The organism is Streptomyces sp. NPDC015171, assembly GCF_043079545.1.
Lineage (GTDB): Bacteria > Actinomycetota > Actinomycetes > Streptomycetales > Streptomycetaceae > Streptomyces.
Genome location: NZ_JBIBUO010000005.1, coordinates 573,353 through 585,866 on the forward strand (window position 1 = coordinate 573,353; position 12,514 = coordinate 585,866).

General features: G+C 71.6%; 10 protein-coding genes. 7 read left to right on the plus strand and 3 right to left on the minus strand.

Translation table 11 applies throughout. The features are described from left to right. The first annotated feature begins 28 nt into the window (after positions 1-28). The 4 genes from ACF073_RS17870 (at position 29) to ACF073_RS17885 (ending at position 3,785) form a co-directional block, all read left to right on the plus strand. Positions 29-199, plus strand: a complete 171-nt coding sequence (locus tag ACF073_RS17870; RefSeq protein WP_392070939.1) for a Trm112 family protein — start codon at positions 29-31, stop codon at positions 197-199. A gap of 56 nt (positions 200-255) precedes the next feature. Then, positions 256-1,383, plus strand: coding sequence for an SIS domain-containing protein (locus ACF073_RS17875; protein WP_392070941.1), 1,128 nt, complete (start codon positions 256-258; stop codon positions 1,381-1,383). A 94-nt stretch (positions 1,384-1,477) separates the two neighbouring features. Continuing rightward, positions 1,478-2,629, plus strand: a complete 1,152-nt coding sequence (gene manA, locus ACF073_RS17880) for a mannose-6-phosphate isomerase, class I (RefSeq protein WP_392070942.1) — start codon at positions 1,478-1,480, stop codon at positions 2,627-2,629. Positions 2,630-2,804: 175 nt separating this feature from the next. Next, a complete protein-coding gene (locus ACF073_RS17885; protein WP_392070944.1) occupies positions 2,805-3,785 on the plus strand; it encodes a cation diffusion facilitator family transporter in 981 nt (326 codons plus the stop codon). A 20-nt stretch (positions 3,786-3,805) separates the two neighbouring features. Here ACF073_RS17885 and lepB read toward each other — a convergent pair whose 3' ends face one another. Together lepB and ACF073_RS17895 are read right to left on the minus strand one after the other, a co-directional pair. Continuing rightward, complete coding sequence (lepB, locus tag ACF073_RS17890) at positions 3,806-4,486, minus strand: signal peptidase I (protein WP_392070946.1); 681 nt, start codon at positions 4,484-4,486, stop codon at positions 3,806-3,808. A 268-nt stretch (positions 4,487-4,754) separates the two neighbouring features. Then, the gene (locus ACF073_RS17895; RefSeq protein ID WP_392070948.1) at positions 4,755-6,947 is read right to left on the minus strand and encodes a fructose-specific PTS transporter subunit EIIC; all 2,193 of its coding nucleotides are present in this window, start codon (positions 6,945-6,947) and stop codon (positions 4,755-4,757) included. Positions 6,948-7,403: 456 nt separating this feature from the next. Between ACF073_RS17895 and ahcY the strand changes: the two genes are divergently transcribed. Next, a complete protein-coding gene (gene ahcY, locus ACF073_RS17900) occupies positions 7,404-8,861 on the plus strand; it encodes an adenosylhomocysteinase (protein WP_392070950.1) in 1,458 nt (485 codons plus the stop codon). 173 nt (positions 8,862-9,034) lie between these two features. Further along, positions 9,035-9,649: a hypothetical protein gene (locus ACF073_RS17905; RefSeq protein WP_392070952.1), complete on the plus strand. Its 615-nt coding sequence runs from the start codon at positions 9,035-9,037 to the stop codon at positions 9,647-9,649. Between the two features lie 34 nt (positions 9,650-9,683). Here ACF073_RS17905 and ACF073_RS17910 read toward each other — a convergent pair whose 3' ends face one another. After that, the gene (locus ACF073_RS17910) at positions 9,684-10,724 is read right to left on the minus strand and encodes an RDD family protein (RefSeq protein ID WP_392070954.1); all 1,041 of its coding nucleotides are present in this window, start codon (positions 10,722-10,724) and stop codon (positions 9,684-9,686) included. A gap of 142 nt (positions 10,725-10,866) precedes the next feature. Between ACF073_RS17910 and ACF073_RS17915 the strand changes: the two genes are divergently transcribed. Continuing rightward, on the plus strand, positions 10,867-11,874 hold the full coding sequence (locus ACF073_RS17915; protein ID WP_392070956.1) for a stage II sporulation protein M: 1,008 nt from the start codon (positions 10,867-10,869) through the stop codon (positions 11,872-11,874). The last annotated feature ends 640 nt before the right edge of the window (positions 11,875-12,514 follow it).

The following is a 12,514-nucleotide window of genomic DNA, read 5'->3' on the forward strand; positions in this document are numbered from 1 at the left end:
ACATACCCGCCCCCCGAAGGGACTTCCCATGGCGCTCGAAGCCGGCCTCCTGGAGATCCTCGCCTGCCCGGCCTGCCACGCCCCCCTGAAGGAGCAGGACACCGAGCTGATCTGCTCGGGTCAGGACTGCGGTCTCGCCTACCCGGTCCGCGACGGCATCCCCGTCCTGCTGGTCGACGAGGCCCGCCGCCCCGACTGACCCGGCCCGTCACCGCGCAGGACCCCAGGACTCCCGGCGACCGGAGGCTGCCGCCCATGCTGGACGAATCGCTGCTCGACACCCCTGAGGGCCTCGCCGAGGCCGACCGCCGGGGCCTGCTGCGCGGAGCCGCCGAGGCCGGCGCCCGCGTCCGCACCGCCGCCCGGCACACCGCCGAGGCAGGCGTCGGCGGCCTCAAGCCCGACGGCCGCCCCCGCGCGGTCCTCATCGCGGGCCCCGGCGCCGCGGCCACCCACACCGCCGACCTCCTCGGCACCCTGGCCGGCGCCGGCAGTCCCGTCGTCCGGCTCGCCCCCGACGGCGTCGCCCCGGCCGCCGGTGCCCTGCGCTGGGAGCTCCCGGGCTGGGCCGGATCCGTGGACCTGTTGCTGATCGCCACCCCGGACGGCACCGAACCGAGCCTCTCCCTCCTCGCCGACCAGGCCTACCGGCGCGGCTGCTCGGTCGTCGGCGTCGCCCCGTCCGACACCCCGCTCGCCGAGGCGGTCGCCGGGGCGCACGGCATGTTCGTCCCGATGGCCACAGCGCCGTACGACCATCAGGAACCCCTCGCCGCGTCGTCCCCCGGGGTCTTCTGGGCGCTGCTGACCCCGCTGCTGGCCCTCCTGGACCGGATCGGCCTGCTGGACGCCCCGCCGGAGGCCCTGGAGAAGGTCGCCGACCGCCTGGACCACATCGCCGAGCGCTGCGGGCCCGCCATCGCGACCTACAGCAACCCGGCCAAGACCCTCGCCGCCGAACTCGCCGACGCGCTGCCCGTGGTGTGGACGGAGGGCGTCTCGGCCGGCCCGGCGGGCCGCCGCTTCGCCGCCGCCCTCGCCGAACTCGCCGGCCGCCCGGCCCTGGTCGCCGAACTGCCCGAGGCGCTCGCCGCGCACAGCGCCCTGCTGGCGGGACCGCTCGCCGCCAGCGCCGACCCGGACGACTTCTTCCGCGACCGGGTGGAGGAGCCGCCCGCCCTGCACGCGCGCGTGGTGCTGCTCCGCGACCGCCCCATCGGCGGTCTCACCGCCGCCCCCACCGCCCGAGACGTGGCCCTCAGCCACGACACACCGATCAGCGAGCTCGAACCGGAGGAGGGCGGCGAACTGGAGACCCTCGCGGAACTGATCGCCGTCACGGATTTCGCCGCCGTTTACCTGGCGCTCGCTTCGGGGGCCTGATCTGACTCCTGGCCGACCGACCGCGCCCGACGACGGCGCGAGAAGAAGCGACAGCGCCGGCTGAGCCGCGCACATACGGAGACAGAGAAGACACATGGACCGCCTCGACAACACCATCCGCCCCTACGCCTGGGGTTCGACCACCGCCATCCCGCACCTGCTCGGCGTCGAGCCGACCGGTGAACCGCAGGCGGAGATGTGGATGGGCGCGCACCCGGGCGCCCCCTCGCGCACCGCGCGCGGGACGCTCGTCGAGGTCGTCGACGCCGATCCGAAGGGCGAACTGGGCGCCGAGGCGGTCGCGAAGTTCGGTCCCCGGCTGCCGTTCCTGCTGAAGATCCTCGCCGCCGGCGCCCCGCTCTCCCTCCAGGTGCACCCCGACCTGGCGCAGGCCAGGGAGGGGTACGCCGACGAGGAGCGGCGCGGCGTCCCGGCGGACGCCCCGCACCGCAACTACAAGGACGCCAACCACAAGCCCGAACTGATCTGCGCGCTCACGGAGTTCGACGGCCTGTGCGGCTTCCGCGACCCCGTCCAGGCGGCGGACCTGCTCGCCGGGCTCGGCGTCGACTCCCTCAAGCCGTACGTCGACCTGCTGCACGCCCACCCCGAGGAAGCGGCCCTGCGCGAGGTCCTCACCGCGATCCTCAGCGCCGACCCGGCGGAGACGGCCCGCACGGTCGCCGAGGCCACCGCCGCCTGCACCCGCCTCGGCGGCGACTACGCGCCCTACGCCGACATCGCCCACCACTACCCGGGCGACCCGGGCGTGATCGCGGCGATGCTCCTCAACCACGTCCGACTGCAGCCCGGCGAGGCCCTGTTCCTCGGCGCCGGCATCCCGCACGCCTACCTCGACGGCCTCGGCGTCGAGATCATGGCCAACTCCGACAACGTCCTGCGCTGCGGCCTGACCCCCAAGCACGTCGACGTCCCCGAACTCCTGCGCGTCGTCCGCTTCGAGGCGAGCGACCCGGGCGTGCTGCGCCCCGAGGCCGCCCCGGACGGCGAGGAGCTCTACGAGACGCCGATCGACGAGTTCCGGCTCTCCCGGTACGTCCTCCCCGAGGGCGGCGCCGCCCACGACCTCACCCGGGACACCCCGCAGATCCTGCTCTGCACGGCCGGCACGGTCCGGGCCGGCGAACACGAGCTGGGGCCGGGGCAGTCGGTTTTTGTCCCGGCCGGCGAGACGGCGCGGGTCTCGGGCGCGGGTACGGTTTTCCGCGCCACTGTGATCGTATGACCAGGGCTGTGGACAGCCCGCGGATCATATGACCGGGGGTGTGGATACCTGACGCGCCGATACCCGGCCGGGCTGCAAGAATGGCCCACCGGCAAAGGCCGGGCAAAGCCGGGTACCCGCTCGGGCGGACGTACCAGGGCCAAGGCCGACAGAGGCGAAGGGACAACGCGGACACATGAGCGCGTCAGGCGGTACCAGGGCGATCGTGGCGGCACTCGGCGCCAATCTCGCGATCGCGGCATCGAAGTTCGTGGCGTTCGCGTTCAGCGGCTCCTCCTCGATGCTCGCCGAGGGTGTTCACTCGCTCGCCGACTCCGGCAACCAGTTCCTGCTGCTCGTCGGCGGCAAGAAGGCACAGCGCGAGGCGACCCCCCAGCACCCCTTCGGGTACGGCCGCGAGCGCTACATCTACGCCTTCCTGGTCTCCATCGTCCTCTTCTCGGTCGGCGGCATGTTCGCCATCTACGAGGGCTACGAGAAGATCAGCCACCCGCACGCGGTCGAGCACTGGTACTGGCCGGTGGGTGTCCTCGTCTTCGCGGTCATCGCCGAGGGCTTCTCCTTCCGCACGGCCATCAAGGAGTCGAACGAGCTGCGCGGCAAGCTGTCCTGGTCGCAGTTCATCCGCCGCGCCAAAGCACCCGAGCTGCCCGTCGTCCTGCTGGAGGACTTCGGCGCGCTCATCGGCCTGGTCCTCGCCCTCGGCGGCGTCGGCCTCGCCCTGATCACCGGCGACGGCGTCTGGGACGGCGTCGGCACCGTCTGCATCGGTGTCCTGCTCGTCATGATCGCCCTGGTCCTCGCCGCCGAGACCAAGTCGCTGCTGCTCGGCGAGGCCGCGGGCGTCGAGGAGGTCAAGAAGATCGAGGCCGCGATCGTCGACGGGGACACGGTCACCGGGATCATCCACATGCGCACGCTGCACCTCGGCCCCGAGGAACTGCTGGTCGCCGCCAAGATCGCCGTCCAGCACGACGACACGGCCACCGAGGTCGCCAACGCCATCAACGCCGCCGAGGACCGCATCCGCGCCGCCGTCCCGATCGCCCGCGTCATCTACCTGGAACCGGACATCTACAGCGAGGCCGAGGCCGCCAAGGGCCCGGACCCGGAGGCCACCCCGGGCGGACCGACCCCGGACACCTCCGGTCACTGACCCGCGGTACGGCGGCGCGGTCAGACCGGCTGCACCGGCCAGGGCGCCGGCGGCACCACCGGCGCCCTCCGCCGCCGTACCACCAGGAAACCGATCCCCAGACCGATGCCGGTGAGGACCAGCGCCGCGCTCACGAGCAGGGCCGTACCCAGCAGAACCGGGCCCGTACGGTCGTCCGTCACCCGCCCCCGCACCGCGTCCACGGGAACGGTCCCGCCCTGGTCGGCGGCGAAGAAGCGGGAGTCCATCGCATCGGAGCGGTGGTCGCCCAGCAGGAACAGCCGGCCCCGCGGCACCTTCACGTCGTACGGCCGGTGCACACCGTCGGCGTCGCTCCCGAGCACGTAGGGCTCCTTGAGCGGCTCGCCGTTCACGGTGACCCGCTCCTCGGTGCCGACGGCCGTGCAGCAGGCCACCCGGTCGCCGCCCACGCCGATCACCCGCTGCATGAAGACACCACCGCTCCCGTAGCGCTCCGGCAGCGAGAACATCACGACGTCACCGCGCCGCACCTCGCTCCCGTCCACCCGCTCCCAGAAGATCCGCTCGCCCCGCTTGTGCGTGGGCTCCATGCTCCGGCTCGGCAGGGTGCCCGTGCCGTACGCGTCGTGCCCGTACCCGTAGGCTCCGCCGGCCAGCACCACCCCCAGCAGCCCCGCCACGAGCGCCGCGATTCCCAGTCCCCGCCCTCTGCGCGCCATGTCCATCCTCCCCACGCGGACCTTCCGCGGCGCGGAGAATAGCGGCCTCTCATGAACTCTCCGTGCCGCTCCGCGGGACGAGCGCGGTACCCCGCCCGGCACCGGCGGCCGATCCCCTGGCACCGGCGGTCGGGTCCCTCCGGCGCCGGCGGTCGGTTCCCCCCTCGGGGAACCGGCCCCCGCACCGCACCCGGCCCACGCACCGCACCCGCGGCCGGGGCGTGGGCCCGCCCCCGCCAGGCCGCGCCCCGGCCTCAGCGGCCCCGCCTCACCCGACCTCGCCGAGCACGTCCAGCACCGCCCGCTCGTCCGGCGCCGCCAGCAGCCGCTCCCGGAACCCGGCGTCCATCAGCTTGCGGGACAGCATCGCGAGGATCCTCAGGTGCTCATCGCCCGCCGCGGCCTCCGGCACGGCGATCATGAAGATCAGCCGGGCCTTCGTCCCGTCCGGCGAACCCCACTCCACGCCCTCCGCCGACCGCGCGAAACCGACGACCGGCGCCGTCACCGCGTCCGTCTTGGCGTGCGGGATCGCGATCTCCTCGCCGAGCCCCGTGGTCCCCTGCTCCTCGCGCCGCAGCGCGGTCGCCACCAGACCGGCCACATCGGCGACCCGCCCACTGGCCGCGAGCAGGCCGGCCATCTCCCGGATCGCGGCCTCCTTCTCCGCCGCCGCGAGAGCCACCCGAACGGTCCGCCCGGTCAGATGACCGGATAGCACCTCGGGCCCTCCCTCGGCGTCCGCCTCCTCGGCGGCGCCGGCGGCGTCGGCAGCCTCGGCGCCCTCTTCGGCGGCGCCGGCCTCGGAAGCCGTACTCCGCACAGCCGAGCCCGGCACAGCCGAGCCCCGTACCGCCTCCGCTGCGCCCGCGGCGGCACCGACCGGCGAGCGTTCCCGCTGCGCCTGCCCGGGTACGACCGCACCCGCCCCCGCTCCGGTCTCCGCACCCGCCCCCGCACCGGTCTCCGCGGAGGCCGGCACCGGCTCGGCGCCCCGCGCACGCCCTCGGCGCCCGCTCACATCGACCAACGTCACCGTCGCCAGCGCCGTCACCACCGTGCCGATCACCACGGCCACGAAGAACATCGGCACCCCGCTCACCGCACCGAGCACCGCCACGACCGGCCCGCCGTGCGGCACCGCGTCCTTCACCCCGGCCAGCCCCGCGACCGCACCGGCCACCGCGCCGCCCAGCATGTTCGCCGGGATGACCTGCGCCGGCCGCGCCGCGGCGAACGGGATCGCACCCTCCGAGATGCCGAAGCAGCCCATGAACAGGGCCGCGAGACCCGTCTCCCGCTCCTGCTCGGTGTACAGCCGCCGGCGGATCAGCGTGGCCAGGCCCTGCCCGAGCGGCATCACCGGGATCGCCGCCGCGCACATGCCCATCACCGTCTGGTTGCCGCTCGCGATGAGCCCGGCGCCGAACAGGAACGCCGTCTTGTTGACCGGCCCGCCCATGTCGAACGCGATCATCAGGCCGAGTATCGCCCCGAGCAGGATCGCGCTGCTGCCGGTCATCCCGCCGAGCCAGCTCGTCAGATGCTCGAACACCCAGGAGATCGGCTTGCCGATGCCGTAGATGAAGAACAGCCCGAGCGCCGTCGTCGCCACGATCGGGATCACGATGATCGGCATGATCGGCTGCACGAACCTCGGCACCCGGACCTTCTTGATCCACAGCACCAGATACCCGGCCAGGAACCCGGTCACGATCGCCCCGATGAAGCCGGCGCCGGCCTTGGAGTCGTACAGCGCCCCGGTGTTGGCGATCCAGCCGCCGATCATGCCCGGCACCAGCGCGGGCCGGTCGGCGATGGCGTAGGCGATATAGCCGGACAGGACGGGGATCATCAGCTGGAAGCCGATCCCGCCGACCGCGTTGACGTGCGCCCAGAAGGTGCCCTCCGGGATCACATAGCCCTTGGCCGTGGCATGGCCGCCGAGCGCCAGCGAGACCGCGATCAGCAGTCCGCCGACCACCACGAACGGGATCATGTACGACACGCCGTTCATCAGCGCCTTGTACACCGGCCCGCGTTCCTTGCCGCCTCCCGCCGCACCGGCCGCGCGACCGCCGTGGGCCCCGCCCGCCGTGTGCACGGGCGCCGTCCGCACCCGCTCGATCAGCTGCTCCGGATGGCGGATGCCCTCGGCGACCCCGACCGTGAGCACGCGCTTGCCCACGAAACGGCTCAGGTCGACGTCCTTGTCGGCGGCGACGATGACACCGTCCGCCCTGCTGACATCGTTGTCATCGAGGACGTTCTCGGCCCCGATGGACCCTTGCGTCTCCACCTTCATCTCGATGCCCTGACCCGCGGCGGCCTGCGCGAGCTTCTCCGCCGCCATATAGGTGTGCGCGATGCCGGTCGGACAGGCGGTCACCGCCAGCAGCCTCAACGGCCGGCGCTCGTCTTCGCGGCCACCCATGGCGGGCGGCCCGGCCGGACTGGTCACGTCGTTCTCCTCACGCTCGGTCGCGCGCGACGCCGTCCCGGACGCCCCGCGAGCGGAACCGGAACTCCCGGCCCCCCTGCATCCTGCACCACCCCGCCATCGCCCCAAAGGGGCAGAAGTCCAGGCTGATACCGGTCTGTCGACACACCCTCCACCGTTTCCGCACCACCGCCGACACCCGCGCCCACCCCGCGAACCGCCTCGCATAAGGCCCAAGGAATGCACGGGCGGACTGGGGGCGACCCGGTCGTCCGGTGTAGCTTGGGACGGAGCCAGACGTCGCTGCTGATGGCGGTCGGGCGGTCCCCTACGGACCGACCGAGGGAGAGAGGGCCTCCGACGGACTGCGCTGCGCGCACGCGGGCATGCCTGTGTCCTCTTCTCGGGCACCCCTGTGTCCGCCGCCGCGCAGACCAGCCGTACCCACCTCGACCCAATCCCGAGGAGCAGCTCGCAATGACGACTGTCGAGAACCGACAGGACTTCAAGGTCGCCGACCTCTCCCTGGCCGAGTTCGGCCGCAAGGAGATCACCCTCGCCGAGCACGAGATGCCCGGCCTGATGGCGATCCGCAAGGAGTACGCCGAGGCGCAGCCGCTGGCCGGCGCCCGTGTCACCGGCTCCCTGCACATGACCGTGCAGACCGCCGTGCTGATCGAGACCCTCGTCGCCCTGGGCGCCCAGGTCCGCTGGGCGTCCTGCAACATCTTCTCCACCCAGGACCACGCGGCCGCCGCGATCGCGGTCGGCCCGAACGGCACCCCGGACAACCCGCAGGGCGTGCCCGTCTTCGCCTGGAAGGGCGAGACCCTGGAGGAGTACTGGTGGTGCACGGAGCAGGCGCTGACCTGGCCGGACAGCCCCACCGGCGGCCCGAACATGATCCTGGACGACGGCGGTGACGCCACCCTCCTGGTCCACAAGGGCGTCGAGTACGAGAAGGACGGCAAGGTCCCCGGCCTGGAGACCGCCGAGTCCGACGAGCACCGCGTCATCCTCCAGCTGCTGCACCGCACCATCACGGACGGCTCGCAGAAGTGGACCCAGCTCGCCTCGGAGATCCGCGGCGTGACCGAGGAGACCACGACGGGCGTCCACCGCCTGTACGAGATGCAGCGCGACGGCGACCTCCTCTTCCCGGCGATCAACGTCAACGACGCCGTGACGAAGTCGAAGTTCGACAACAAGTACGGCTGCCGCCACTCCCTGATCGACGGCATCAACCGCGCCACCGACGTGCTGATCGGCGGCAAGACCGCCGTCGTGTGCGGCTACGGCGACGTGGGCAAGGGCTGCGCGGAGTCCCTGCGCGGCCAGGGCGCCCGGGTGATCATCACGGAGATCGACCCGATCTGCGCCCTGCAGGCGGCGATGGACGGCTACCAGGTCACGACGCTGGACGAGGTCGTCGACAAGGCCGACATCTTCATCACCACGACCGGCAACAAGGACATCATCATGGCCGCGGACATGGCCAAGATGAAGCACCAGGCCATCGTGGGCAACATCGGCCACTTCGACAACGAGATCGACATGGCCGGCCTGGCCAAGATCCCCGGCATCGTCAAGGACGAGGTCAAGCCGCAGGTCCACACCTGGACCTTCCCCGACGGCAAGGTCATCATCGTGCTGTCCGAGGGCCGCCTGCTGAACCTGGGCAACGCCACCGGTCACCCGTCGTTCGTGATGTCCAACTCCTTCGCGGACCAGACGCTGGCCCAGATCGAGCTGTTCACCAAGCCGGACGAGTACCCGGTCGGCGTGTACACGCTGCCCAAGCACCTGGACGAGAAGGTCGCCCGCCTCCACCTGGACGCCCTCGGCGTCAAGCTCACCACGCTGCGCCCCGAGCAGGCCGCGTACATCGGTGTCGAGGTCGACGGCCCGTTCAAGCCGGACCACTACCGCTACTGAGCCGGCGATTCCGCAACCCGGCCCGCCGGGAGAGTGCGTCGGTGCACCGACGCACTCCCTCCGGCAGCAGGTCCACCGAGGCAGGCCCCCGCACCCCCGTGCCGGGGGCCTGCCCCTTTGGGCCGCGGCCCGAGGTTCCGGACCGGATCAGCCCGTCAAGACCCAGGACCCCCATGCCCCGCGGCCGTTATTCGCTCCATGATCCGCACGATCACACCCCCTTCGCGGAAGAGCACTTCCAGTGCGCCCCCGGCCCGTCCGGCTGGCGCTATGTCTCGCAGGTGACCGGCTTCGCCGGCGACCACCGCGGCTCGGTCGATCTCGCCCTGGACGATCTCGGCCGCCCCATCCGTCTCGAACTCCACGCGGGCGGCTGGCAGGTGCGCGGTGCCGCCCTCGACGGTGTCACCTGGGTCCGCACCGACCCCACCGGCAGTCATGCCACCGAAGGCAATGTGCGCGCCCACGCCTTCACCGGCACGTCCCCCGCGTTCCTCGTCGCCACCGCCCGGCTCCTGCGCCTCACCCCCTCGTCCGCCGCGACCCGCGTACGCCTCGTGGCCTTCACCGACCCCGTCCTCGCCCCCCGCACCGTGGACCAGTCCTGGGCACTGCTAGACAGCGAAGCACACGCCACTGACAACGGCCCCCTGACCGTGGACGAGTACCAGGTCACAGCCCTGGACACCGGTGAACAGCACACCGTCCACATCGCCGGCGACGTCGTCCTGGCCGCGCCCGGGATCGAGCTGGAGGACCTTCAGTCACCACCGTCGAGATTCGACTGAACCCGCGTCACGGCCGCCCCCGGGCATGGTGCGCCTACGCCGGCGGCGCGAACCCGGTGGCAGGCCGGCCGGACCGGGGCTCGTCCTGCTCCGACGGCACTGCCGGGGAAACGGACGGCGCCTGCGGCCGCTGAGACCGGTCCCCGCCCGGAGCAGGCTGAACAGCCCCCGGGGGCCATTCCGCCGGAGGCTGGTACGAGCCGGGCGGCTGGTACGGGGCCGGTGCCCGGTCAGGGGCCGGTGCCTGGAACGCGGCCGGTGCCTGGAAAGCAGCCGGTGCGCCAGGCCGTGCCACCGGCGCGGCGAAGCCACCGCCCGCCACACCGCCGTGACCGAACGCCTGCCGGGCCTCCCGGGACTGCCGCTCGTGCACCACGGCCGCCAGGAACGCGGCCGGAGGCAGATCCGCCGGCACCGAAGCCCCCGTACGCCCGGCGAGGTCGGCCGCCAGCCGCCGCGCCATGTCCGCCGACACCCGCGGGTCGAGCTGCTGCATCCGGGTCAGGTACTGCCGCACGGCAAGCCACAGCCCGTCCGGCACCCCCGACAGATCCAGCTCGGCGAACCGTCCGGCGAGCCATGGAGGGGGAGGCGGAACGAAACCGCCGCGCCCGGCGGGTATCCGCTCGCGCACGACCAGAGTGCCCGCGAACACGTCGCCGAGCCGCCGCCCCCGCGCCGAGACCAGCGAGGCGATACAGGCCACCACCCCGAACGTCATCAGGATCTCGACCACCCCGATCGCGCCCCGCACCAGCGCGTGCCGGAACCGGATCGGCCCACCGTCGTCCCGCACCACCCGCAGCCCGAACGCCAGCTTCCCCAGCGACCGCCCGTGGCTGAGGGTCTCGACCGCTATCGGCCCGCCCACCAGCACCAGCAGGAACGTCGCGATCGACAGCGCCACCTGCGCCGCCTCGTCCAGCGAGGCCGAGGACGCCACCAGGACCATGAGCACGACGAGGTACGCGACCACCGCCACCACCAGGTCGAGCAGCACGGCCAGCGCCCTGCTCGGCAGCTTGGCGGGTTGCAGTTCGAGCGCCACCGCCTCGCCCGTCACCAGCTCACTCACGCCCGCCGCCTTCCCTGGTCCGCCCCGTGCATCGCAAGTCTGCCAAGCTGTGAGCGCATCGCGCCGCAGTAGTACAAGCTGACAGCAAGTACGAGCGTCCACGACGCGCCGTGGACGACCAGCCGAGGAGCAGGCAGACCCGATGGACCTGGACGTCTTCGTCTCCGTGCATCGAGCCGAATGGGACCGGCTCGACGCCCTGCTCCGCCGCCGGCGCCGGCTCACCGGGGCCGAAGCGGACGAACTCGTCGTCCTCTACCAGCGCACCGCCACCCACCTCTCGCTGATCCAGTCCAGCGCACCGGACCCGCAGCTGACGGGCCGGCTCAGCCAACTCGTCGCCCGCGCGCGCAGCGCCGTCGCCGGAACCCGCCGCGCTTCCTGGCGGGACGTCACGCGCTTCCTGAGCCAGGGCTTCCCGGCGGCCGTCTACCGCTCCCGCCACTGGTGGGTGCCCACGGCACTCGTCTCGACTGCCATCGCCGTCCTCCTGGGCTGGTGGATAGGCACCCATCCCGAAGTGCAGTCCTCCATCGCGGCCCCCGGCCGGCTGCGCGAGCTGACCCGCCCCGGCGGTGAGTACGAGACCTACTACTCCAGCCATCCCGCGACGGCCTTCGCCGCCCAGGTGTGGACGAACAATGCCCAGGCCGCCGCGATGTGCCTGGTCCTGGGCGTCTTCCTGGGACTGCCCGTCCTCTGGATCCTCTTCCAGAACATGCTCAACCTGGGCGTCGGCTTCGGCCTCATGTCCTCGGCCGGCCGCCTCGACACCTTCCTCGGCCTCGTCCTGCCGCACGGCCTGCTCGAACTGACCGCGGTCTTCGTCGCCGCCGGCACGGGCCTTCGCCTGGGCTGGACACTGATCGACCCGGGCCCCCGCACCCGCCGCGCGGCTCTCGCCGAAGAAGGGCGAGCCGCCATCGGCATGGCGATCGGCCTTGCCCTGATCCTGTTCGTCTCCGGAGCCATCGAAGGCTTCGTCACCCCCTCCGGCCTGCCCACCTGGGCCCGCATAGGCATCGGCATCGCGGCCGAGCTGGCATTCCTCGCGTACGTGTACGTCCTCGGCGGTCGTGCGGCACGCGCGGGCGAGACGGGTGACCTCGAAGCGATGGACCGCAGCGCGTCCGTTCCGACGGCCGCCTGATGTGCGTTCCACCGCTGTGAGCTGCTAGTCTCCTCTTCGCCCCACAAGAGCCGTTGACACGGAGGGAGTGGGGAGGTAGATTCAAACAGTTGCCTACAACTGGACAAGTTGCCAGGCAGCCGATAGACTCTACGAGCTTCTTCAGAAAGTCGTGAATGACTTTCCGGGAAGCATCCTCCCGATTAACTCAGAACTAAGCGGCCGGTCAGACCGGCCAAGAACTTCTGATAAAGTCGGAATCGCCGAAAAGGGAAACGCGTAAGCGGAAACCTGGAAAGCACCCGAGGAAATCAGAACGGAAACGGTCTGATAGAGTCGGAACCGCCGGAAAGGGAAACGCGAGAGCGAGAACCTGGAAAGCGCCGAGGAAATCGGATCGAGAAAAGATCTGATAGAGTCGGAAACACCGAAGGGAAGCCCGGAGGAAAGCCCGAGAGGGTGAGTACAAAGGAAGCGACCGTTCCTTGAGAACTCAACAGCGTGCCAAAAGTCAACGCCAGATATGTTGATACCCCGTCTCCAGCATCAGCTGGGGCGAGGTTCCTTTGAAATAAAACACAGCGAGGACGCTGTGAACGGTCGGGCCTATTCCGCCTGACTGTTCCGCTCATCGTGTGTGTTGCACCGGCTGAATTAATTT

Bases quoted from the DNA above. Each gene is read 5' to 3' on its own strand.
- ACF073_RS17870 (WP_392070939.1), top strand. From the start codon at position 29: ATGGCGCTCGAAGCCGGCCTCCTGGAGATCCTCGCCTGCCCGGCCTGC.
- ACF073_RS17875 (WP_392070941.1), top strand. From the start codon at position 256: ATGCTGGACGAATCGCTGCTCGACACCCCTGAGGGCCTCGCCGAGGCC.
- manA (WP_392070942.1), top strand. From the start codon at position 1,478: ATGGACCGCCTCGACAACACCATCCGCCCCTACGCCTGGGGTTCGACC.
- ACF073_RS17885 (WP_392070944.1), top strand. From the start codon at position 2,805: ATGAGCGCGTCAGGCGGTACCAGGGCGATCGTGGCGGCACTCGGCGCC.
- lepB (WP_392070946.1), bottom strand. From the start codon at position 4,486: ATGGCGCGCAGAGGGCGGGGACTGGGAATCGCGGCGCTCGTGGCGGGG.
- ahcY (WP_392070950.1), top strand. From the start codon at position 7,404: ATGACGACTGTCGAGAACCGACAGGACTTCAAGGTCGCCGACCTCTCC.
- ACF073_RS17905 (WP_392070952.1), top strand. From the start codon at position 9,035: ATGCCCCGCGGCCGTTATTCGCTCCATGATCCGCACGATCACACCCCC.
- ACF073_RS17915 (WP_392070956.1), top strand. From the start codon at position 10,867: ATGGACCTGGACGTCTTCGTCTCCGTGCATCGAGCCGAATGGGACCGG.